The sequence below is a fragment of the Methylibium sp. T29 genome, assembly GCF_000576205.1.
Classification (GTDB): domain Bacteria; phylum Pseudomonadota; class Gammaproteobacteria; order Burkholderiales; family Burkholderiaceae_C; genus Methylibium; species Methylibium petroleiphilum.
Genome location: NZ_AZND01000005.1, coordinates 44,310 through 66,978, shown reverse-complemented (window position 1 = coordinate 66,978; position 22,669 = coordinate 44,310). Strand labels below are relative to the sequence as shown.

At 67.6% G+C, this 22,669-nt stretch carries 23 protein-coding genes; 19 read left to right on the top strand and 4 right to left on the bottom strand.

All coding sequences use genetic code 11. From position 1 onward, the window contains the following. The first annotated feature begins 181 nt into the window (after positions 1-181). The 3 genes from x551_RS01965 (at position 182) to x551_RS01955 (ending at position 2,417) form a co-directional block, all read left to right on the top strand. On the top strand, positions 182-1,246 hold the full coding sequence (locus x551_RS01965; RefSeq protein ID WP_036229247.1) for a DUF932 domain-containing protein: 1,065 nt from the start codon (positions 182-184) through the stop codon (positions 1,244-1,246). 235 nt (positions 1,247-1,481) lie between these two features. Continuing rightward, positions 1,482-1,775: a hypothetical protein gene (locus tag x551_RS01960; RefSeq protein ID WP_036229245.1), complete on the top strand. Its 294-nt coding sequence runs from the start codon at positions 1,482-1,484 to the stop codon at positions 1,773-1,775. Positions 1,776-1,796: 21 nt separating this feature from the next. Then, positions 1,797-2,417, top strand: coding sequence for a FlhC family transcriptional regulator (locus tag x551_RS01955; RefSeq protein ID WP_081771177.1), 621 nt, complete (start codon positions 1,797-1,799; stop codon positions 2,415-2,417). A gap of 79 nt (positions 2,418-2,496) precedes the next feature. On the opposite strand, the gene x551_RS01950 is transcribed toward x551_RS01955, so the two are convergent. Continuing rightward, positions 2,497-4,263 (bottom strand): ATP-dependent helicase, encoded by a 1,767-nt coding sequence (locus tag x551_RS01950; protein ID WP_231497475.1) that lies wholly within the window; start codon positions 4,261-4,263, stop codon positions 2,497-2,499. After that, positions 4,260-6,110, bottom strand: coding sequence for an AAA family ATPase (locus x551_RS01945; RefSeq protein WP_036247375.1), 1,851 nt, complete (start codon positions 6,108-6,110; stop codon positions 4,260-4,262). Before x551_RS01945 ends, x551_RS01950 begins: the two co-directional genes overlap by 4 nt. A 184-nt stretch (positions 6,111-6,294) precedes the next feature. Here x551_RS01945 and mobH point away from each other — a divergent pair, with 184 nt between their 5' ends. From mobH to x551_RS01930, 3 genes are read left to right on the top strand one after another with little or no spacing between them, the layout of a single operon-like run. Further along, positions 6,295-7,947, top strand: a complete 1,653-nt coding sequence (gene mobH / locus x551_RS01940) for a MobH family relaxase (protein ID WP_051495496.1) — start codon at positions 6,295-6,297, stop codon at positions 7,945-7,947. Positions 7,948-7,949: 2 nt separating this feature from the next. Next, entirely contained in the window at positions 7,950-9,869 is a 1,920-nt protein-coding gene (gene traD, locus x551_RS01935; RefSeq protein WP_036229242.1) for a conjugative transfer system coupling protein TraD, read from the top strand. Next, positions 9,866-10,492 carry a DUF4400 domain-containing protein gene (locus tag x551_RS01930; RefSeq protein WP_036229240.1) on the top strand — a complete coding sequence of 209 codons (627 nt, stop codon included), beginning with the start codon at positions 9,866-9,868 and terminating at the stop codon, positions 10,490-10,492. The genes traD and x551_RS01930 overlap by 4 nt, the downstream gene beginning before the upstream one ends. 257 nt (positions 10,493-10,749) lie before the next feature. Here x551_RS01930 and x551_RS25710 read toward each other — a convergent pair whose 3' ends face one another. Both x551_RS25710 and x551_RS01915 read right to left on the bottom strand, forming a co-directional pair. Beyond that, a complete protein-coding gene (locus x551_RS25710) occupies positions 10,750-11,367 on the bottom strand; it encodes a hypothetical protein (protein WP_161727936.1) in 618 nt (205 codons plus the stop codon). Positions 11,368-11,496: 129 nt separating this feature from the next. Continuing rightward, positions 11,497-11,982: a DUF488 domain-containing protein gene (locus x551_RS01915; RefSeq protein WP_036229238.1), complete on the bottom strand. Its 486-nt coding sequence runs from the start codon at positions 11,980-11,982 to the stop codon at positions 11,497-11,499. 189 nt (positions 11,983-12,171) lie between these two features. Between x551_RS01915 and x551_RS01910 the strand changes: the two genes are divergently transcribed. The 13 genes from x551_RS01910 (at position 12,172) to traF (ending at position 22,541) form a co-directional block, all read left to right on the top strand. Beyond that, a complete protein-coding gene (locus tag x551_RS01910) occupies positions 12,172-12,666 on the top strand; it encodes a hypothetical protein (protein WP_036229236.1) in 495 nt (164 codons plus the stop codon). Between the two features lie 148 nt (positions 12,667-12,814). After that, a complete protein-coding gene (locus x551_RS01905) occupies positions 12,815-13,339 on the top strand; it encodes a lytic transglycosylase domain-containing protein (protein ID WP_173402790.1) in 525 nt (174 codons plus the stop codon). Beyond that, on the top strand, positions 13,336-14,046 hold the full coding sequence (locus tag x551_RS01900) for an OmpA family protein (protein WP_051495495.1): 711 nt from the start codon (positions 13,336-13,338) through the stop codon (positions 14,044-14,046). Before x551_RS01905 ends, x551_RS01900 begins: the two co-directional genes overlap by 4 nt. A 147-nt stretch (positions 14,047-14,193) precedes the next feature. After that, positions 14,194-14,550: a hypothetical protein gene (locus x551_RS01895; RefSeq protein ID WP_036229235.1), complete on the top strand. Its 357-nt coding sequence runs from the start codon at positions 14,194-14,196 to the stop codon at positions 14,548-14,550. A 39-nt stretch (positions 14,551-14,589) separates the two neighbouring features. Then, positions 14,590-14,889: a type IV conjugative transfer system protein TraL gene (gene traL, locus x551_RS01890; RefSeq protein WP_036229233.1), complete on the top strand. Its 300-nt coding sequence runs from the start codon at positions 14,590-14,592 to the stop codon at positions 14,887-14,889. Between the two features lie 19 nt (positions 14,890-14,908). After that, positions 14,909-15,475: a type IV conjugative transfer system protein TraE gene (gene traE, locus x551_RS01885; RefSeq protein ID WP_036229231.1), complete on the top strand. Its 567-nt coding sequence runs from the start codon at positions 14,909-14,911 to the stop codon at positions 15,473-15,475. Then, on the top strand, positions 15,462-16,331 hold the full coding sequence (locus x551_RS01880; protein ID WP_081771176.1) for a type-F conjugative transfer system secretin TraK: 870 nt from the start codon (positions 15,462-15,464) through the stop codon (positions 16,329-16,331). Before traE ends, x551_RS01880 begins: the two co-directional genes overlap by 14 nt. Then, positions 16,328-17,677 carry a TraB/VirB10 family protein gene (locus x551_RS01875; RefSeq protein ID WP_036229229.1) on the top strand — a complete coding sequence of 450 codons (1,350 nt, stop codon included), beginning with the start codon at positions 16,328-16,330 and terminating at the stop codon, positions 17,675-17,677. The genes x551_RS01880 and x551_RS01875 overlap by 4 nt, the downstream gene beginning before the upstream one ends. After that, a complete protein-coding gene (locus tag x551_RS01870) occupies positions 17,664-18,476 on the top strand; it encodes a DsbC family protein (RefSeq protein WP_036229227.1) in 813 nt (270 codons plus the stop codon). The genes x551_RS01875 and x551_RS01870 overlap by 14 nt, the downstream gene beginning before the upstream one ends. Then, on the top strand, positions 18,473-19,012 hold the full coding sequence (locus tag x551_RS01865; protein WP_152543371.1) for a TraV family lipoprotein: 540 nt from the start codon (positions 18,473-18,475) through the stop codon (positions 19,010-19,012). Before x551_RS01870 ends, x551_RS01865 begins: the two co-directional genes overlap by 4 nt. 63 nt (positions 19,013-19,075) lie before the next feature. After that, positions 19,076-21,628, top strand: coding sequence for a type IV secretion system protein TraC (gene traC / locus x551_RS01860; RefSeq protein ID WP_036229224.1), 2,553 nt, complete (start codon positions 19,076-19,078; stop codon positions 21,626-21,628). Next, positions 21,625-21,993 (top strand): hypothetical protein, encoded by a 369-nt coding sequence (locus x551_RS01855; RefSeq protein ID WP_231497472.1) that lies wholly within the window; start codon positions 21,625-21,627, stop codon positions 21,991-21,993. The genes traC and x551_RS01855 overlap by 4 nt, the downstream gene beginning before the upstream one ends. Next, on the top strand, positions 21,990-22,541 hold the full coding sequence (gene traF, locus x551_RS01850; RefSeq protein WP_051495493.1) for a conjugative transfer signal peptidase TraF: 552 nt from the start codon (positions 21,990-21,992) through the stop codon (positions 22,539-22,541). The genes x551_RS01855 and traF overlap by 4 nt, the downstream gene beginning before the upstream one ends. Positions 22,542-22,669 lie beyond the last annotated feature (128 nt).

The following is a 22,669-nucleotide window of genomic DNA, read 5'->3' as shown; positions in this document are numbered from 1 at the left end:
GCTGCCACACCGGACCTTGTGTCGATGACGCAGGGCGAAGGCAGACCTTGAACTGCATGCAGTCGGCGCGGATGAACCCGCGCCATCGAGAGGATCCGGCCCCGTGCCGAATCCATCACCCACCCCGCGGGGCCGTGCCCCGAGGGGGCACGGCGCCCCGCACTTCCGATCGGAGTTTGTGATGAAGAACGGACGCACCCTCGTGAGCCTGGCGCAGGAACTCGAACGCCAGCTGAACTCGAAGAAGGACCTGGTGGTCCCGTCGGCGCTGATGCGCCACGACACCGACGACACGGGCCAGACGCGCCTCGTCGTCGAAGAAACCGGTGGCCCGGCGCACTACGGCGTGACGCCGCTGGCGCGCCGCCAACTCGCGGACAAACTGAAGATCCCGTATGCGTACTTCGAACGCATGCGCAGCGAGCAGCCCGTGCTGCTGGACCGCAACGTCAACACCTGGCTGCAGAGCGACGATGACCGCCGCATGCTGCGCACGCTGGACGGCAACGTCCGTGCCGTGCTGTCGGACCGCTACCGCCGGCTCGACAACTACGACCTCGCCGAAAGCGTGCTGCCGATCCTGCAGCGCCTGCCCGAGGTGCGCTTCGAATCGGTCGAACTGACCGAGACGCGCATGTACCTGAAGGTGGTGACACCGCAGCTGAAGCACGAGATGTCGCTCGGCGATGTCGTGCAGGCCGGCGTGGTGGTGAGCAACTCCGAGGTCGGCCACGGCACGCTTTCGGTGCAGCCGTTGATCTATCGGCTGCGCTGCCTCAACGGGCTGATCGTTCCCGACTTCTCGCTGCACAAGACCCACGTCGGCCGCAGCATCGGCAACGTCGCTGACACCATCACGGTGTTCAAGGACGACACGCTGCAGGCGGACGACAAGGCCTTCTTCCTGAAGGTGCGCGACGTGGTCGAGGCGGCGGTGTCCGAGGCGACCTTCTTGCAGGCCGCGCAGAAGCTGCAGAAGACGCTGCGCATCCCGCTGACCGGTGACCCTGTGAAGACCGTTGAGGTGCTGGCCAACCGCTACGCCCTCAACGAGCAGGAGCGTGCCGGCGTGCTGCGGCACCTGATCGCCGACGCCGACCTGACCGGCTACGGCCTGGTCAACGCGGTGACGCACTACTCGCAGGAGGTCGACGACTACGACCGTGCGACCGAGTTCGAGGCCCTGGGCGGCCGCCTCATCGAGCTGCCGCAGAACGAGTGGAAGAGCCTCGCCGAAGCCGCCTGAGCGCGGCATGTGCCGCAGCGACCCGGACCCATCGCGGGTCCGGGCTGCACGGATTCGCCCGGGAGTCCGGGCGGTTGTACATGGCAATGCGGTCCCGACGGGGCCGCATGCCGTCGCAATCTCACTGCCGAACCCTATGCTGTGGCGCACACCGATCGACACCCGACCGCCACCCGACACATCCCAATCCCACCCATCCACCGTGCCCGGCCAGGGCCCACCCGAGGAAAGCACCATGAACCAGGCGCAGCTCTCCGATGTCCAGCTCACCAACCTGACCTTGCTGCTCACCATCCGCGACGGGGTCTTGCAGGATCGCCCCGCCACCTGCTGCAAGTACGCGCTCGACGCCGCGCAGGCTGACCGCATCGCCGGCCTGGGCGTGCAGCAGATCATGGCCATCGTCGCCAACGTCGGCGACGCCACCCTCTTCCCGGCGCGCCGCGACCTGCTGGCGCTCCTCGAAGCGCCGCTGCCGCTGGCCCGGCCGCTCGCCGCGGTGCACGCCACCCAGCACCTCGCCGCCTGACCGCCGCCTTTGGCACACGCCATGGGCGAGCCCCGTCCCCCGTTGCGGGTCGACCGGCAACTGCGAGCGCTGCAACTGGCCAAGGACTGCGCGGCGCTGGGCGCGCGCGTGCGCACGATCGGCCACCTCACTGGCCTGCCGCCGCGTGAGCTGCTGCGCCTGCTGTTCCCCGACCGCGAGAACGTGCCGCGCGGCCGGCCGCCCGACTCCCCCGAGTGGTACCACGGCGCAAACCTGCTCTACCGCGCGGAGGCCTCCATCGTCGTGTCGCTGTATCGGCGCCTGCGCGACGGTGGCTTCGCCGCGGCCGAAGCGCTCGTCGCCGCCTACCGCCACTACGGCAGCGTCTGCGAACCGCCGCAGCGCATCAGCTTCGACCGCGCCTTCGACCTTGTCGCGCACACCGACGGGCTGTGGCTGACCAGCGTGCAGAGCTTCTCGCTGGTTGCCTGCCCCACCTGCCACAGCGAGTACCTGGCGGCCTACGGCTCGGCGCCGCGGTCAAATGACGAGTGCCCGTTCTGCAAGCTGGTGCAGCGCTATGGCACGGACCAGCGGGTGCAGGCGTCGTTTCCGGTGCGGCCACTACCGGACCTCTCTCAGCTGGACCTCGGCCTGCACCGCCTGTTGAATGGGCGATAGAAGCCGATGGCGCTGAGGTATCAGATCAGTGAAACCGCATTGACGCGCGTCCCAAAGCACTGTGGCCCGACGCGCCACTCTATAGCGTGTGCTGGCCAATGATCGGACAGCCTGGCCAAATCGGACCAAGCATCAGCGTGTGCGCCTTGGCGCGAGTGATGGCTACACGGAGTATCTTGCGGCTTCTGTGATACGGGGGCTCATCGCCCCACCACACGAACGACGACACCATCTGCTCGCCGTCGTGCCGGCCTTCCCTGACGACGATGACGCCGTCGAACTGCTTGCCCTTCGATTTGTGGATCGTCATCACTTGTACACCGGGCGGATCGTCGACGCCACCAAGAATCTGGTCTTGGGCGAGCGCTAGGTCGAGCACCTGCCGTGCGCCCGTGTACTGACCATCACGCGTCCAGACGGCTCCAAGTCCTCCGCTGATCCGCTTGCCACGATTGAAGGCGACCAGGTAATCCAGGCTCTTCGCCGCCTCCGTCAAGTGCTCGTCGCCAGTCGCGCGCAGTGCGATCTTGACGCGAGTCCAGTCCTTTGCCGGATCGCCTGCAAAACCCTCAGCCCGCAGCCCATCCATAACGCCCAATACTGCCTGAACGAACTTCGCTTTCGGTGCCTTACCGGCCCGAACCGCCAACGCCCAAACTTGCCACTGCTTTGCGGCTGCCAGACCATTGGCCCGCTTTGCCGTCGCGAGTAGATCAAGGGCTGTTGCGAGGTCAGGCATCCGATCGACCTCTCGCTTGGGCTCAAGGAGGAACGCCGCGAAGCGGGCCGTCAACATGGCTTCTGCCTCATCGAACGACAGCTTGTGCCGGACCGGTTTCGGTTCGGCGTTCAGCGCCGCCGAAATCTTGGCCGCAGACGCGCCAGAGTGCGTGAGGATCGCGACGTTCCTACCGTACTTCCCGGTCGACTTCCGGATGGCCCGCTGGAGCATGCCGATGGACATGCGCATGATGGCGGACAGGGTCCGCAGCTTTGGGTTATAGGCGAACGCAGAGACGCCGAGATATGGTGAGCCGCGAACCTTGCCAAGCAAGATGTCCTGGCCGAACGTGGCGATCTCAGTACCACCGCTGCGGTGATTCTGCGCGCCGAGGTCGATCTCCAAAGGGCTCAGCGACTTCCTGATGGCGACGATCCGCTCCGGACCAATGCCGGGAAGATGGTCGAAGATCTGCTGCTCAAGATCGGCCAGACAGATCACCTGTGCTGCAGGTGCCAGCAATTCGATGCAGCGCCACGCATGTTCGTTGGTGTCCTGCGCCTCGTCCACGATGATCACCGGGTGGCGCTGAGTGACGAGGCGGCGGACATGCGCGCTGCGTTCGAGCAGTTGCGCCGCGTTGGACGGGAACAGGTCAAAGGCGATCAGTCCGTCCTCCCGAAACAGCCGTTCGCGCTCCTGCAGCCACGCTTGCCAATCCGGGTTGTCTTCCTTGCGGTCCTTCGCTTTGATCGTCCCGTACTTGGCTTGCTCATCCTGCGGCAACAGGATGCGCAACGACTTCGGAGCACCGAGCAGATAGGCGTGTGCGGACAGCAACGTCCAGAAGAAGGAGTGAAAGGTCTGCATGCTCAGCATGCTGCGCTGCGCCTTCGGCACTTCCAACCGCGTGGCCTCGCCCACGCGAGCGACGGCTGCCCTGGAGAAGCTCAGGAAGAGGACAGATTGACCGGGCGAAAGACCATCGCTGATGCGCACAACTGCCTTCTTCAGGGCAATCGTCGTCTTGCCGCTTCCTGGTCCACCAATGACGAGAGCGTGGCCCTTGCAATCAAGGAGTTGCTGGCGAAGATCACAGACCTCCATGGAGGCGTCTTCGGTCAAGCCGCAGGAGCGGGTGGCGCCGCAGCGCCGCCGGCCACGGGCAAGGCTGGCTTAGCTGGCGCCGCCGCGACCGCGACCTCCACTGGGATGTCGGCCGGCTTCGGGAAGGCTGCAAACACCTGCTTCAAAAAGCCGGTGACCGTTGGCGGCAGTTCGGCCACTGTGCTGCCTTCGAAGAGCCTGGCAGCCCAGCCGGCGCCCTTGCTACCGTCCAGTGCTGACCGAGCCAACTTCTTCAGGTCCGGATCGGACGGGCGCACAGCGGGGATCGTGAAGTTGCCGTTGTCGCCAGTCGTCCGAAGATCGTCAAGGAAAGCCCACAGACGATCGAGCGACATCTCGCTCACGATCAGCGCCTCGAAGCCTGCGTGCACATGCTCGCAATCCACGTCGAACGCCTCGGTGAACAGCTTCTTTTTTTCCGGTGGGCGAGGCATCGAGTCGTAGAACGAGAACGTCTTGAGGCCGAGCGCCTTGAAGAAGGTGCCGAACTTCGGCATTGCCCCCTCGCTCTCCGCGTCGAAGAACGCGGCGCCAGCGATGTCGAGCGGCTGGAAAGAGGCGTCGCTCTCTTCCAGCTTCCTGGCAGCAACCGGCAAAGCGTGAAACTCTGTCAGGCCTTCGACGACGATGGCTCCCTTGCCGAGCATGCATTCCGTCAAACCACGCCGCGCAAACCGCTTGAAGTCGTTACCTTTGAGGCCGCCTGCATCAGACACCTTCTTGGCAGTGACGCTGGAGTCGGGCCCGCGTGACAAGAGCAGGGTTTGCTCCGGCTCGAAACGCTCGATGACGTACGGCGAGTGCGAGGTCGCGAATGCCTGCGTCGTATTTTGGAGCAGGTAGTCCGCGATCCGGCGCTGCGTATGAGGCGGCACCGCGATCTCGGGCTCCTCCATGGCGAAGATGACTGACGCCGGCTTCAACTCGGCGATGAATGACAAGAGGGCGAGAACCAGGACATTCAGCGTTCCAGTGCCAACCTGCTGGAATGGCACCGGCGTCTGATCTTTGGACATGGCAAGGAAGAACGCCATGGTCTTGCGCAGGTGCTCGCGCGTTAGCTGAGACACGTGCAGCTTCGTGGTTCTGCCGTCCACGTCGGACGCGATGTAGCGTCCGAGGCGCGCTTCGATCGACTTCAGGACAGGCTGCAGGTGCGTAGCATCCTTCTCGATGTCCAGATCGCGTAGGCGCTCAATGGCCTTCTCCCAAAGGCCTGCACGTGAGCCTCTGAGCCGCAGGATGACATCGAGCAGCGAGCCTCGCTCCAGGCTCAAGGCGCGGGAGCCTGTCCGAACCGCACGCAAGTACAGGAAACCGAAAAGGCGTTTAACTTCCTTGCTGACCTTGTCCAACTCGCCTGGTTCAGCGTTCGGGCTGCGCGAATAGCAGGTCTTCGCCTCGAACTCGTCCTCTTCCGCGTTGTAGACGGCCTCGGTCTCAAGCCGCAGGCAACTCACCACCAAGGGAGGGTTTGCGGCGTCGGCTTCGCCTTCGTTGAGGGTCCGCCTCTCAGCCGTGTGCCAGAACTCAAGGTGCTGGCCACATCGGTTTTCGACCTCCGGATTGATGTCGGTAAGGACGACCTCGATCTTGATCGGCACGGGCGTCGGCTCTTCGCCCTCAACTGCCGCCGGAGTCAGGTAGTGCGCGTTGTGGAAGTCGAACTCCTCGACTGGCGGGAACTTCGATATGCGATCCGGCCCCAGCACCAGGTCAAGTGCTTCGCAAATCGTGCTCTTGCCAACGTTGTTTGGGCCGACGATCAGGGCGTGCCCGTCGAAGTGCAGTTCGGCGCTCTTAATGCTCCGAAAGTTCGTGATCTTCAGTCGTACGACCTTCATTCTTGTTCGTCCCCCCTTTTGCTTCTTCACTGATCACTGCGGTGGCGTCGCTGCGGTCATCGCTGCATCGCATGCGACCTGACACCCTGATCCCAGGTCAAGTATCGGGGCGACGGCGAAACAACCCGATCTTGCCGGCAATTCACGGTCGCGTCGCTCTGCCGCACGACTTGAAAGTCGGAGCATGCATGCCCTGCCTACGTCGTCGCGCACCGACTCATCCGGACACCCGTACGCGCCGGCGGATCCGGGGTTCGTGTGTGCGGCCGTGGGCTCCATTCTCGCCGAGCACGACAACCTGCTCGCCCGCATCCGCCTGTGCTTCGGCGTCGACCGAGAGACGTTCGCGCGCGACGCATTGGCACTGATCGAAGCCTACGCGGGCTACGTTCACCTGCTCCCTGCCACACCCGACAACTACTTCCGCCAGCCCGGCGGCCTACTGCAACTGGGGCTTGAGGTGGCCTTCTATGCCCTGCAGGGCACGGACGCGCACATCTTCTCCGGCCAATCGACCATTAGCACGCGCCGTCAGCTCGAGCCGCGTTGGCGGCACGCTACCTTCATCGGTGGCTTGTGCTGTGAACTGCACCGGGCCTTGGCGTCATTGATTGTCGTCGATGCCGACGGCAACGAATGGCCCTCCTACCTCATGCCCCTGGCCACCTGGCTTGCCGAGAGCCGAATCGAGCGCTACTTCGTGCGCTGGCGCACTCAAGCGCCGGAGGCCCGTAGCCTTGGGCTGTTCGCGGTGCCTCACGTCGTGCAGCCCGCCGTGCTGCAGAACCTCAGCGCCGGCAACACGGTCATCGTTCCGCACCTGCTTGCCAGCGTCGGCGGCCTGCCGGTGTATCGCGAGCCCAATGTGCTCGATAGCCTGGTCCGCCGCTCGCTCGCCCTGGTCATTGACCGAAACCTCAAGGCCAGCGCCGACCGCTACGGCTCGCCGCAGTTCGGCTCGCACCTCGAACGCTATCTGGTGGATGCGCTGCGTCGTCTGGCTTCGGCCGAGTCGGCCTGGGTGCCGAACCGCGACAAGTCGCGCGTCTGGTACGGCAGCGACGGTCTGTTCCTGCTCTGGCCGCAATGCGCTGCCGATGCACAGGCCTTGCTAGAGGCGGATCAGTTGCCCGGCATACCGAAATCAGCCGATACCGTCCTCGATCTGCTACTCGCTGCGGGCGTGGCGGAGCCCCGCGACAGTTCTCACAACACGTGGCTGATCCAGCCGCCCGGCGCCAAGGGCCCGTTGGACGCCATCAAGCTGACCTCTCCGGCAATCCTCTGGTCCGGCCCGGAGGGCAGCCCGCACCCCCACGCCGGCACACTGGCGACGAATCTCGAGCCCACGAGACCGATGGCCGCCACGGCAGGGCCAGCGCCGCCCCCATTGCCGCCGGGCCAGATGTCGCTGCTCGATGCCGCCGAGGCAGACCCTTCGGCGAACGTCCCTTCGACAGTCCCGCCCGCAGTCGAAGCAGCCGCGATGACCCCAATCGTGCTGAAGGCCCCCATGCGCTTGAACCCCGCCGTGCGCGACGCGCTTGGCTCCATCGTGGCCACGCTGAACAGCGACGCGCGCACCTCGGCCGCGTACACGGTGGCGACCGGCATCTTCGTGCCGCTCGCTGAACTGGAACGCCGCGGCCTGCAGCCTGCACTCGCGATGCGCGCGTTGGGCGATCTGCGCATGCTGGTCCACGCCGATGCCAATCGGCCACCGACTACATCGAGGGACTTCGGCGGCGTCACCACCGTGGGCTTGATCCTCGATCCGCGCTTCGTCGCCGGCCTCGACCTCGCCACTTTTGCGATCCCGGAATCGCCGCGGGCCTGAGCATGCTGGTCCGCCAGTACGAAATGCCATGGCGCCCGGCCTACGAGGCCTACGCGGCGGCAACCTGGCTGCTGGCAACAGCATTCTTCGCAACGGTCGGCATCCTCGGGCATCTGCCACGCCGCCTGGCGCTGCCGCTGGCGCTCTGCTGCTTCGTCTGGGGCGTCTTCCGCGGTGCTCAAGCCCTGCGCACACTGGTGCTGCGCGCCTCGCTCGGCGGGCGCGGCGTTCAGACCATCACCACCGCCGAGCTGGCCCGCTGGTGCCAACAGCCCGACCAAGTGTTCCTCGGCTTCGGCTTTGACTGGCGGCCGGTCCACGCCCAGCGTCTGTACGAGCTGGCGAAGGTGGACTACCGGCAGTTCACTGTCTCACCTCGCCTGCTGGCCTGGCTGGGCTACGACAACCATCCGCAGCCCGACGCCGAGATCGGCCTGCCCTACATCCATGGCGTCGAACCCAAAGAAGTGCCGCTGCACCGGCCGCTGCAGAACTTCGAGGGCGGCACGCTGCTTGTTGGCACCACGCAGTCGGGCAAGGGCGTGGCGCTGGCCAACCTCATCACGCAGGCGGTGCGGCGCGGCGACGTGGTCATCGTCATCGACCCGAAGAACAGCCGACGCCTGAAGCGCGTGACGCAGCGCGCCTGCGAAGACTGGCGTGCGCCCGACACCTTCCTGGAGTTCCACCCCGCCTTCCCCGAGACCGGCGTGCGGCTGGACTTCACCTTCAACTGGCAGAAGCCAACCGAGATCGCCTCGCGCATCCAGTCGATCATGCCGCCCGACACGGCCGGCGCTTTCTCGGCCTTCGGCTGGGACGCGGTCAACGTCGTCGTGCAGGGGCTGATCGAGCTCGAGGAGCGGCCGAACCTGGTGAAGCTGACCAAGTACATCGAGGGCGGCATCGAGCCGGTGCTCGAGGGCACGCTGCGACGCCACTACGAGCGCACCCTTGGCGCCAACTGGCGCGAGCTGCCCGAGATGAAGAAGCTGCTGCACGATGCCCACCGAGGCAACCTCAAGCGTCCTTCCGAAGCGGCCAGCGCCGACCTGCTGGCCTTCGTCGCCTACTACGAGCACCACGTCGCGCAGTCGCAACGCAACAAGGTGCTGGATGCGCAGGTGCGCACCTTCCGACACAACCGCGAGCACTACCAGAAGATCACCGCCAACCTGCTGCCCGTGCTTTCCATGCTCACCTCGGGCGACCTCGGCCCGAGCCTGTCGCCGGACCCGTTCGACGCCGACGACACGCGCCCGATCATGAACTTCGAGAAGATCGAGCGCGCCGGCCACGTGCTGTACATGTGCCTGGACTCGCTGCCCGACCCATCGGTGGCCACGGCCATCGGCGCGCTGGCCCTCGCCGACCTGGCCGCGCGTGCGGGCATGCGCTACAACCTCGGCGGCTACCGGCGCATCTCGCTCTTCGTCGACGAAGTCTCGAACGTCATCAACCAGCCGTTGATCGAGATCCTCAACAAGGGCGCGGAAGGCGGCATCTTCACCACCTGCGCGATGCAGACGCTGGCCGACCTAGCCAAGCGCCTGGGCAGCGAGGACGCAGCGCGCATGGCGCTGGGCAACCTCAACAACCTGATCGCGCTGCGCTCGAAGGACCGGCCGACGCAGGACTTCGTGGTCGAAACCTTCGGCAAGACCGCCATTCACACAGTGCGGGTGGGCCTGAGCAGCGGCGCCGACGCGCACCTGGGCGACTTCTCGTCGAGCTACTCGACGCAACTCACCGAAAGCTTCGAGGAGATGGTGCCGGCCGACGTGCTGGGCAAGCTGCCGAATCTGCAGTACTTCGCATCGGTGTCGGGCGGGCGGATCATCAAGGGGCGGTTTCCGATCATCGAGCCCGACCCCGCGCCAGCGGCCCAGTCCGCAGTTCGCACACAGGGGCGAGAGGCTTGATCCGCCTCGTGGCCGTCACCTCTCTGCTGGCGGTGCTGGCGCTGGTGCTATTCCTGCCGTCGGCGCATCCTCCCGAGCGCTTCCTGGCGCAATTGCGGCTGGAGCACGCTGCGGCTGCAGACACGTGGGGCTCGATCTCCGCAGCGCGGATGCTCGAACGCGCGCTTGGGGCGCAGGACGCGACTCGGCAGCCTACCCTCCCTCCGGAATCGACCAATGCCTTCACCGCCACCCCCTTCGACGCCGCCGTGGCGCTCGAAATGGCGGTGGTCAACCGCCGCCTCTTCGACAACAGCTACTTCCGCGCGGTCGAAGCGCTGCTCCTGCTCGCGTTGTTCCGCCTGTCGATGATCGTGGAGTGGCTGCCCTGGCTCGCAGCGTTCACCATCGCCGCACTCGTGGACGGCTACGTCGTGCGCGCGGTCAGGTCGCGCGAGTTCGTGCAGCACGATCCCGAAATGTTCGCCCTAGCCATATGTGCCGCCATCGTCGTCGCGTGCGGCACCGTCGTTGCCAGCGTAGTTCCGGCCACGGTCCATCCGATGCTGCTGCCGAGTGCGCCACTGGTGATCAGCGCCCTCGCCGCCTGCGCACTCGCCAGCTTCCATCGGCGAGCAGCGTAGCCCCGCCCTCGCGGGCCGCTATGCTGTTCCCCAATGAGCCAACAAGCCCGCGCCGCCGAACGCGATCGCCGACGCCTTCGCGGCGCAAACGACGATGTGCATGCTTGCGCGGGCGCGCAACGCGCTAGGAACGGACTGAAGGACGTCCTGCTCGGGTCGGCGCTGTTGTACGAAGCGCTGGGCCGCACGGCGCATTGTGCCGAACGGGGTGGGTGAATGGCCTCGTTCGTCGAGCGCGTGCTGATCCTGTGCAAGACCTACCCGTCGCCGAGTGCGAAGTACGCCGAAACCTCCTGCGTGGCCGGCCTGACGGCGGGCGGCAAGCTCGTGCGATTGTTTCCGGTGCCGTTTAGGCTGGTGGCCGACGAACAGCAGTTCCGCAAGTGGCAGTGGATCGACGTGCGCCTGGAGAAGTCACGCGACGACCACCGCCCCGAAAGCCACCGCATCTTCGTCGATACGATCGTCTGCGACGCCGAGCCGATGAAGGCTGGCAAGCACGGCTGGCCCGCCCGCATGGCGCTGCTGGCGCAGCAGCGCGTCTTCACCGACTTCGACGCGATGGAGCAGGCGCGGCAAGCCGCCGGAACGACGCTGGCACTGTTCAAGCCAGCTCGCATCACGTCGCTCGAGATCAAGGCGACCAAGAACGACGACTGGACCCCGACGAGCGCTCCAAGCTGCTGCAGATGCAGCAGCAGAACAGTCTCTTCGATGCCGAGGAGGATCAACGACAGGTTCGCCTGCTCGAGAAGATCCCATTCGACTTCTACTACCACTGCGAGTACGGCCCGGCGGACGCGACGAAGTCCGTCCGGGTCAAGCTCGTCGATTGGGAGGCCTGCGCGCTGTACCGCAACGCGCGGCGGCAGCATGGCAGGCACTGGGAGGCGCCTTTCGGGACAAGTTGGAGCACGACCTGCTCTCCAAGGATCTGATGCTGTTGATGGGCACCATCCATCGCTTCCCCGACCAGTGGCTCGGGGTGAGCCTGATCTACCCACCTAAGCCGCAGCCCGAAGACCCGAGTCAGAGCACATTGTTCTAGCGCTCAGGTGCATGACCGAAGGCGCACCGGCCGCATGGGCGGCACGCGCCACGAAGGTGCGATGGCAGAAGTTGAAGTCCGCCTCGAAGCAGACCAGGCAGCTGCGGGTCGCCCTGGCAATCTTCGCCAGCTCGCCGACCGAGGCCTTCTGCGCCGCCAAGTGCTTCATGAACCCGCTCGTGTAGCGAGACCACGAACCATCGCGCTTGTACTGGTCACGCACCTCCTTCGGGCAGCCCAGCGTCGGCGCGTGCAGGTAGGCGATGTCGGCCTCGGCCAACGCCGCCGCAAAGGCGGTCTTCGAGAAGCCGCGCTTGCGGGAGAGCGGCAGCTCGCGCACGTCCACGATGGTCCTGATGCCGGCCGACTGTAGGCGTGCGACGAAGGCGTCGATGTCGAGGCCTTCGTAGCCGAACGTGTAGAGGTGCGGGGGCGAGGACATGGGGGATGCAGGAGCGGACCGGAGTTTAGCCGGCGGCCTTGCGCTCGCCGGGGATGCTGTGGCCGCTGGCCTCGAAACCCCCCTCTCATTGGCCGCATTCCCGCCGGCCGCGGCGCCGCACCTTGCCTAACCTTACGGTCACCCGCTCCAAAGAGCACCGCCCGCAGTCGATGACCCAGGGATGCGCCCATGATCTCCGCTTCGCACAACGCCCCCGATGCCGGTACCCACGGCAGTTCGACCGGCGAGCACGCAGACACCGTCGAGACGCGGCTCTTCCTCGACAAGCACGAGTGGCTGTACGGCCTGCTGCGCAGTGACGACAACGTCTCGCCCACCTTCCGCTTCCCGGACCTGATCAGCGCCTGCGTGTCGCTGGTCTTCGAGGCGGACGACGCGCCCGGGCGCATCTTCGGCTTCCTCGGCACCCAGCTCGTGTTGCGCGCGCCGAACACGCCGCGCCGCCGCGAGTCGATGTGGCGTCCGCAGTACGAACTGCTGCAGGCCGTGCAGCGCTCGCCGGCCAACCGGCACCCAAACCCCAAATTCCAGCTCGACCAACTGACCACCGCCTGTGTCGCCCTCGCCCGCCAGATCGACGACGCCGACACGCGCGTGCTGCGCCAGGCCCGGCTGAACATGGCCGATCGCTCGTCCCGATGGCGACTGCCAAGACCCGGGTGATGCGGCCCTCGCTCGCGTGCGCGCCGACCCGCTGAGCACCCTGCCGGCCCCGACGCCGGCCCACCCGAACCCGACCCTCGCTGGCATCGCCAGCCTTGCCTCGCGGCCCGCTGGCCAGCGAGCGTGCCGACCTGCCTTCGGAGCTGTGATGTCCGCCACTCTGCCCACCCCGCTGACTTGCGCCTCGTCCGCCTCGCGGTCGGCTTTGGCGCGTGTCGTGCAGTGGGCTGCGCTCGGGCTCGTGGCGCTCGTAGCCCTGCCGGCGAGGGCCTGCTGGGAACAGGCGGCACAGCGCTACGGCGTCGCCGCCGAACTGCTCTATGCGATCGCCCGCGTCGAGTCGAACCTCAATCCGCGTGCGGTCAACCGGTCTCACGTCGCGCGCACCGGCTCTTACGACATCGGCCTCATGCAGATCAACAGCTCGCACCTTCCGCGGCTGGCCCGCCACGGCATCGCCGAAGTGCACCTGTTCGACCCCTGCACCAACATCCAGGTCGGCGCCTGGCTGCTCGCGGACACGTTCTCGCGACATGGCGCCACATGGAATGGGGTCGGTGCCTACAACGCCGCGTGCTCGCAGCTGAAGGGCGCACGGTGCGTCGAAGCCCGGTCGCGCTACGCGTGGCAGGTCTTCCGCAAGCTGCCGGCCGCCACAGGAGTCTGGCCATGAAGCGCTCCTCCACCCGCTCGCTGCTGGCGTGGATTGCGTTCGGCTTGGTGGCCTGCGGCTCGATGGAACTGGCTGGGCCCAATCCGTCGGTGTCACCGGCACCTGCGGCGCCTGGCATGGGCGCAGCACGCATCGCGCAGTCCGGCTTTGGGGGCGACGCCCGCTTCGCGCTCTGCCAGCCGCCAGACTGCCCACGGCCCAGCGCAAAGTCGCTGCCTGCGCCTGCTTCGACCCCCGTCGCCGTGGAACCGTCGCCTTCGCGCGCGCCCCTCGCGCAAGATGCATTCGCGCTGACGCCGACGGTCTCGCACAGGTCGCCGCAAGCTTCGGCGTCCGGGGTGATCGAAGACGCGCCACCGCTGAAGGTCGTCGTGCACTTCGGCTTCGGTCGCTCCGACCTCTACGCCGCCGGCCGCGACGCACTCGACCTCGCGGCCGCGCAGCCGCTGCCGGTCCGGCGTGTGCTGATCGCCGGCCGCACCGACAGCATCGGACCCGCTGCAGCGAACGAGTTCCTGGCGCAGGCCCGCGCCGAGGCTGTGCAGCGCTACCTCACGGCGCGCCACTCACGCGTGCTGGCCGGCGCCGAAGTGCGCTTGCAGTCGCAGGGTGCGTGCTGCTACGCCGCCGGCAACGACAGCGCGTCGGGCCGCGCAGCCAACCGGCGTGTAGAGGTCATCTTCGAGCGTGACGGAGGCGCGTTGTGATCCCGAGGGTGCGCTGCGTCAGCGCAGTCGGGCGCGCATGGCGCTGGTCCAGTTGCCGGGCACCGCCGGTCGGCGCTCGCACGCCCAAGCCACCACGTCATCCGCCAACCCGCGTTCCTCTTTCCACGCCCAACCGATGAGGTTTCCATGACCACCACCACCCTTGCCGCTCCCCCGCTGACCCGCCGCGCTGCACGCCGACCGTGGACCGTTGCCACCCTGCTGTGCCTGATCGCACTCGGCCTGGGCATCGCCTTCCCCGGCCATGCGCTGGACCTGGTCGCCTTCACCGGCATCACCGGCCCGCTGACTTCCGCGCTCACCGCCATCGCGAGCCTCGGCCCCGGCATCAAGGCGCTGGTCGGCTTCGTGGGCTTCGTCGTGGCGCTGATCTCGCTGGCGGCGCTGCGCAACTTCGGGCCGGTGCTGTTCTACGTCGGCCTGGCGATCTTCGCCGCCGTCGGCCTGGTGATCGCCGGCGCGATCATGGGCGCGGTTGTCTGAGCCACCGCGGCCCCGCTGCACGCACCGCCCGGAGGCTCCATGCACGCCGACACCTACATCCCGCGGCGCCTCGACGACCAGTGGAAGATCGGCTTCTGGGACATCGACGTCGCCGCGCCTGCCCTGCTGGGCCTGTTCATGGGCTACATGTCGGGCTCGAAGCTCTCGTTCGCGCTGTGCTTCGCCGCCGGGCTGTTCACCTCGCGCTGGATCGCCCGCATCAAGGCCGACAAGCACCCGGCCTTCGCGATCCACTGGCTCTACTGGCACCTGCCGACCAGCCCGCTGACCGCGATGCGCGCGACGCCGCCTTCGCACATCCGCCGCATGGTCGGCTGACAGCCGGAGCGCGCCCACCATGGACTTCGAACGGCTCAGCGGCGACCTCAAGGAACTGCGCCGCCGCAACCGCACGCTCGGCGCGGCCGTCGGCCTGCTGGCGGCCGGCCATGTGCTGGCGCTGGCGGTGGTGCTGACCCTGCTGGGCGCCGTGCGCACGGTGGTCGTGCCGCCGTCGATCAACAAGTCGTTCTGGGTGACGCGCGACAAGGCCAGCGGCGAGTACCTCGAACAGATGGGCAGCTTCGTCGCCTGGCTGGTGCTCGACGTGACACCCGCTTCCATCGACTGGAAGAAGGACATCCTGCTGGGTTACGTCGAGCCCGAGCAGCACGGCGGCCTGAAGACCCGGCAGGAGCTCGAGGCGGCGCGGCTCAAGCGCATCAACGCCAGCACCGCGTTCGCACCACAGCAGCTGGTGCCCAGCGAGGAAGGCCAGTCGGTGGTGGTGCGCGGCCGGCTGCGCACGCTGGTCAACGGCGTCGAGACCGCGAACGACCTGAAGGCCTACCTGGTCGAGTTCAGCTACGCCGGCGGCCGCGTGCATCTCAAGACCTTCAAGGAGCTTCCCCATGCGGCCTCGTAGCCTCGTAGGCACGCGGAGACACGTCGCGGCTGCGCTGATCGCGCTGTTCTGCACGCCGGCAAGCCACGCGTTGCAGATCGTCGACGCGCGCGACGGCGTTGCGGTGGAAGCAATCCTCTCGGTCAAGGAGCCGACGCGCATCCGCATCGAGGGTGCGCCGATCACCGATGTCTTCGGCAACATCCACTCGAGCGCTTGCGGCGGCATGGCCGCTGGCGCGCCCGGCTCACCCGGCTCGCCGGTGGCGCCACTCTCACCGGCGGGCAACCCCGCCGGCGAGGTCGTCGTCGAGTGCGACCGCGACAAGGGTGAGATCTACGTGCGGCCGGTCGCCCCCGCCGGCGATGGCAGCGCCGCCGCGGGCAAACCGGTGAACCTGTTCATCTCGTCGGCGCACGCCACCTACACGCTGATCCTGCGCCGGGCCGACACGCCGGCAGACACCATCCTGATCCGCGACCGCAGCGCCCCTCCCGCCGCGGCCGACGGCCGCTCCGCGTCCGGCCCGTCGAGTACGTCGGCGCACCACGTGCGCGCCATGAAGGCGCTGCTGGTGGCGATGGCGTCGGATCGCGTGCCACCGGACGTGCGCGTGGACGAACTCAACCAGCCGGTGCAACTGTGGGCCGAGGCGCGCTTCGCGCTGATGCGCCGCTACGAAGGCCGCGGCCTGAGCGGCGAGAAGTACCTGCTGCAGAACATCAGCGCCACCGTGATGGTGCTCGCGGAACAAGAGTTCGACCGCCCCGACAGCAAGGCGGGCGGCCAGGTGCTGGGCGTCGCGGTCGAGCACCACCAGCTGCGCCCTGGCGAGAGCACCAGCGTTTACGTCATCCGCCGCGGAGGCGAACGATGAACCTGCCCGCCCCGATGCGCTCGCTTGTCGAGCGCCTGACGCCCCGGCAGCGTCAGTACGCCATGCTCGGCGCGATCCTGCTGGGCGGCGTCGGCCTTTTGTGGCTCGTCTTTGCCTTCGCCGAAAGCGCACCTTCGGGCCAGGCGGCCAAGGACCGTGGCGCCACGCCCGGGCCGGTCACCAACATCGGCGTGATGCCACCAGGCCAGCAGGTCAACCCGGTGGATCAGTGGGTCGGTACCGCCGGCAGCAAGCTCGCACAGTACGAGAGCGAGCGCGAAGAGCAGGGCCGGCTGAACAAGGACCGCCAGGCCTTCGAGGCGCGCACGATGCAGCGCTTCGCGGAACTCGAGCAGCGGCTCACTGCGACGACGCAGGCGGTGCAGGCGCCCGTGCCGGCGCCAGTTCCGAGTCCGGCTGCTGCGGCACCGTCGCTGCCGCCGCCTTCGGCCCTCCCTCCGCCGCCACCTGCGCCACGCGCGCCGGCTGCAGCGGTACCGGCAATGCCGCCCGGCGTCCCGCCGGCACCCCTCTCCTCGGCGTTGCCGCTTCAGACACCGGCCGCGCCGGCCCTGATGCGCATTGCGGTGGCCGACCGCGCTGCCCCCAGCGCTCCTGCGCCCGCGACTGCTGACTCCCGAACGCTGTCGACCTTCCTGCCGGTGAGCTTCACGCGCGGCACGCTGCTCGGCGGCCTGGACGCGCCCACCGGAGGCCAATCGCAATCCAATCCGCACCCCGTGCTGATCCGGCTTTCGGACAACTCGGTGCTGCCGAACCGCTTCCGCGGCGAATACCGCGACTGCTTCGTGATCGCTGCGGGCTACGGCGACATCAGTTCCGAACGCGCCTACCTGCGCACCGAGAACCTTTCCTGCGTGCGTGCCGACGGCGCGGCGCTGGAGGTCCGGATCCAGGGCAGCGTGTACGGCGAAGACGGCAAGGTCGGCATGCGTGGCCGCCTGGTCACCAAGCAGGGGCAGATGCTGGCCAACGCGCTGCTGGCCGGTGTGGTCAGCGGCATCGGCCAGGGCCTGGCCACCTCGTCTACCAGCTACAGCACCTCGGCGCTGGGCACGATCGCCACCGCCTCGGGCGCCGACGCCTACCGCGCCGGCCTGGGCACCGGCGTCGGGCGCGCGCTCGACCGGCTGGCGCAGTACTACATCAAGCTCGCCGAGAACACCTTTCCGGTGATCGAGGTCGATGCCGGCCGCGAGATTGACGTCGTCATCACCAAGGGCGTGCGCATCGAGCTGCCGCCGTCGGGCTCCGAGCAGCGTGCCGGAGCGAACCCGCCTTCAACCACCCGCAGCCCGGAGGCCGACGACGATGGCTCCTACTGACCCGCCCCGCCGCAGGCCGCTGATACGGCCCGCGGCACTCGCCACGCTGTGCATTGCGCTGCTGTCGCCGCTGGCCTTGGCGGTGGCGGCCGGACCGACCACCGACGAAGCCCGACTGCTCGGTGCACTGCGCAAGGCCCACCCCGGCACGCGCTTCACCGAGGTCGCTCGTTCACCCGTGCCCGGCGTCTACGAAGTCTGGATGAACGGCAACGTGGCCTTCGTCGCCGCACGCGACCCGCGCTACTTCATCTTCGGTCGCCTCTTCGACACGCGCACGATGACCGACCTGACCGGGCCGCGCCTGCTCACCGCTGCGCGCGCCGAACCGGTGACGGCCGAGGCCACTTCCACGGCGACCATCGCCTTCGACTCGCTGCCCGTCGCGGATGCGATTACGACGGTGCGCGGCAACGGCCGCCGCCAGCTCGCAGTCTTCAGCGACCCCGGTTGCAGCTTCTGCCGTCGGCTCGAGCCCGAACTCGATGGCCTCGACGACGTCACGATCCACACCTTCCTGCTGCCCTTCCAGGGCATGGCGCGACCCGTCGCGATCTGGTGCGCGCCCGACCGTGCACAGGCATGGCGGCAGGCGATGCACGACGGCATTGCGCCGACTGCGGCATCGGCGTCCTCCTGCGAGCACCCGGTCGACCGCAACCTCGCACTCGCCCGCCAGTTGGGAGTCAACGGAACGCCGACCCTCTTCTGGGCCGACGGCACGCGCACCGAAGGCTTCGTCACCCGGCCGGTGATCGAGGGCCGTCTGGCGCGCACCTCGGCAGAGGCCAGGCCATGATTGCCCAGCACACGAGTCGCCTGGTGGCCCTGCTCGGCGGCGTGGTGTCGCTCGCGGGCTGCATGAGCCTGTCCGGCCTGAGCGGCAACTCCAGCTACGCCTGCAAGGCCCCGGACGGCGTGACCTGCCAGTCCGTGTCCGGGACCTATGCCAACGCAGTGGCGAACAACCTGCCGGCGCAACGCACTCGCGCGACGCCGACTACAGCGCCGGTATCGGCACCACCGTCTTCAGCGGCAAGCGCGCCTGCCGTGCGTCACGCATCGGCGGACGCCGCGCAGGTGCTCCCGTTGCGCTCCGCACCGCGCATCCTGCGGCTGTGGTTCAAGCCCTGGGAGGACGTCGACCGCGATCTCTACGACCAGGGCTATGTGTACGTGCAGGTCGATGGCGGCCGTTGGCTCGTCGACCACGCCCAGCGAGCGATCCGCGAAGCCTACGCACCCGTGCGTGCGCCGCCGGACGGGGGGCCGCCGACGCCGCGCCACGCGGCCCCGCCGCGGGTGTGCAGCGTCCGCCAAGCCTTGAGCAATTGATCCAAGGCCTGCCCGCGCGGCCCGCCGCACCCACCACTGGCGACAGCCCCGACTGAGCCCGCGATGAACGCCCGCCTCCCCCATGTCGAACGCGCCGGCCTCACCGACTGGCTGCCGTTCGGCGCCGAAGCCGACTCGCCCGCCGAACAGTTCGCCGCCTGGCTGCCCTACTCGGCCTACCTGGCCGACGAGAAGCTGTTCGTCAACCGCGACGGGCTGGGCTTCCTGCTGGAGCTGATGCCGCAGTCCGGCGCCGACGAGCGCATGGCCGAGGTACTGGTGTCGCTCTACGCGACCTGCCCGCCAGGCACCGGGGTTCAGTTCCACCTTTTCGCCTCGCCGCACATCCGCGAGCAACTGTGCCGCTACGCGAACCTGCGCGTCGAGGACACCGACCAGGCCGAGAAGGCCAAGCACTGGGGCCGGCCCGCACGCAACGACAACCTCTTCCACCGTCTGGCGCGCCAGCGTGTCGGCCATCTGCTCGGCGGCGCCCAGCGTTCGCTGACGTCGGGCTTCCACTACACGATCCGCGACTTCCGGCTGATGATGAGCGTGGCATTGCCTGGCGATGCCGACCAGCTGAACCGCCGCGACGAACTGGTGGCGCTGCGCGAGTCGATGGCTTCGACGCTGCGCTCGGCCTCGTTGCCGAACCGCGTCTGCGACGCCGCCGACCTGATCAACTGGTGCGCGCTGTTCACCAATCCGGACCGCATCTCGCAGGCGGATGCACCGAACCTGCACTACGACGACGGCCGCGAGATCCGCGACCAGATCGTCGACTTCGACACCATCCAGGATCCGCAGCCCGGTGGCCTGACCTTGTGGAAGGAAGGCGGCGAGCACCGGCTCGAAGCGCGCTTCTACTCGATCAAGTCCTTCCCCGAACGCTTCGCGCTCTGGCAGATGGGCTCACTGATCGGCGACCTGATGCAGCCGGCGCTGCAGTACAGCGCACCCTTCCTGCTCACGATGGGCGTGCACGTGCTCGACCCGAACGTCACCAAGTCGGTGGTCACAGCCAACCATGTGCGCGCGACGCAGAACGCACGCAGCAAGATGGCCGAGGTGATGCCCGACGTGGGCAAGAAGCTGCAGGACTGGACCGCTGCGGCCAACGCAATCGACGTCGGCAGCAACCTGGTGAGCCTGTACCACCAGCTGGCGATCTTCTCGCCACCCGGCAAGTCGGTCGCCGCGCAGGAAACCGCCAACGCGATCTGGCGCGGCCGTGGATTCCAGCTCAACGCCGATGTCTACATGCACCGGCAGGCGCTGCTGGCCAGCTTGCCGATGACGCTCTCCGAGCGCTTCCACCGAGACCTGGCCAAGATGCGCCGCGTGTCGCGCAAGACGATGGCCAATGCCATTCACCTCGCGCCGCTGATCGCCGAGTGGCGCGGCACGCGCACCCCGGCGCTGGTCTTCGGCGGCCGGCGCGGACAGTTGATGACGCTGGACATCTTCGACAACGACCTCGGCAACTACAACTTCGCGATCATCGGCGCGCCGGGCTCGGGCAAGTCGGTGCTGATGAACGAGATGGCCTGGTCCTACCGCGCCATCGACGCCAAGGTCTGGATGCTGGACCTGGGCCGCTCGTTCGAGAAGCTGTGCCGCAAGGCCAAGGGCACCTACATCGAGTTCAAGCCCGATGTCGCCATCTGCCTGAACCCCTTCACCCACATCGTCGACATCAACGAAGACATCGACATGCTGGTGCCGGCCATCTCGAAGATGGCCTCGATGTCGCGGCCGCTGGACGAGGTCCAGTACAAGGCCATCTCGGCGATGGTGCTCAAGCTCTTCCGCGCGCACGGCAACGATCTGACCGTCACCGCACTGCGCGACGCCTTCAAGGCCGGCACGATCGAGGAACTGGACGTGCGCGAAGACCCGCGCATCAAGGACCTGGCGATCATGCTGAACCCCTACGCGCGGGGCGGCCAATACGAGCGTTTTTTCGAGGGCCACAACAGCATCGACTTCGAGAACGACTTCGTCGTCATCGAAAACGAGGAACTCAAGCGCCGGCCCGACCTGCATGCGGTGGTCAACATCCTGCTGCTGCACCAGATCACCGGCGAGATGTACCTGACGCGCAACCGGCGCAAGGTGCTCTTCATCGACGAGCTGAAGCAGCAGTTGGGCGACATCGGCGCCGACGATCCGGTCAAGGCCGCCGTCGTCGAGGAGGCCGCGCGGCGCGCCCGCAAGTACGGCGGCTCGCTTGGCACCGCGACGCAGAGCGCCGACGACTACTACGGCTCGGCACAGATGGAAGCAGCCTTCAACTGCTCGGACTGGGTGTTCCTGCTGCGCCAGAAACCGGAGTCGATCGAGATGCTGGACCGCCAGGGCCGGCTGTCGATGGACGAGCCGAAGAAGCGGCTGCTCAATTCGCTGCGGACCGAGCCCGGTGTGTTCTCGGAGGTCTACATCTCGTCCCCGGTTGGCGAAGGCGTGGCGCGCAACATCCTCGATCCGGCGACCCATCTTCTGTTCTCGAACAAGCTCGAGGACAACGCACCGATCGACGAACTGCGCGCACAGGGCCTGTCGATCGACGAGGCGATCGCGGAACTGCTGCGGCGCCGGGGGCATGTGTCGTGAGCCCCGGCCTCAAGTCGCTCCTGCTGAACGCGGGCATGGCCTGCGCGATCGTGCTCGGCACGCTGGCCGCTTACGACCGCGTCGTGGTCCGACCGGCGCAGCTGATCGGCGTGGTCGACATCGCCGAGGTCTACCGGCAGAAGGAAGCCGAGTTCACGCTGATCCTCACGCGCGCCGCAAGCGAGGGCGAGCGCGAGCAGGCAATGCGCATGGCGCGCAGCTTTGCGCAGCGCCTGCCGCTGGCGCTCGAGGAACTGCCGCGCGACTGCGGCTGCCTTGTGGTCCTGAAGACCGCCGTCGCGGCGCCCGCACCGCGGACCGTGGATCTGACGGCGCATCTGCGTCGCAAGGTGGAGACCCCATGACCCGCCGCAGCGATCGCCTCCGCGCAAGCGCACGCCACTTCGGCGCGCACCTGCGCCAGCGCTGGTACCTGTACCTGCCGGTCTTCGCGATCTGGGGTTTCGCCTACACGCGGCTGTTCATCGACCCCACGCCGCGCCTGCCGGTGCTCTTCAACTGGACACCGAGCCTTCCCTGCCGGGTGGCGCTGCTGCAGTACGGGCCGAATGCGCTCAAGCGCGGCGACTACGTGGTGTTCGCCTTCGACGGCGAAGCGCAGGCGCGGTATCCGGGTCTGCGCGGCCAGCCCTTCTTCAAGATCGTGCGCGGCCTGCCCGGGGACCGGATCACGGTCGAAGGACGCGCTGTCGCTATCAACGGCGAGATCGTCGGTCAGGCCAAGACCCACACCCACGACCGGCAGGCACTCGAGCCGATCCTGGCCGCCGTGATTCCCGCCGGCCACTACTACGTGCAGGGCACCAGCCCCGACTCCTTCGACTCGCGCTACCGGGCCAGCGGCCTCGTGCGCGCGGATCAGGTGCTCGGCACCGTTATCCCGCTGTTCTGACGAGGCACGGCGATGCAACACGCTCGACACCTTGCCGCCACCCTGTTGGCCCTATTCGCTCTCGCAGCAGCTGGACTCAGTTCTGTACGCGCGCAGACCTCACCCGCGCAGCCGGGTGCTCCCGGCAC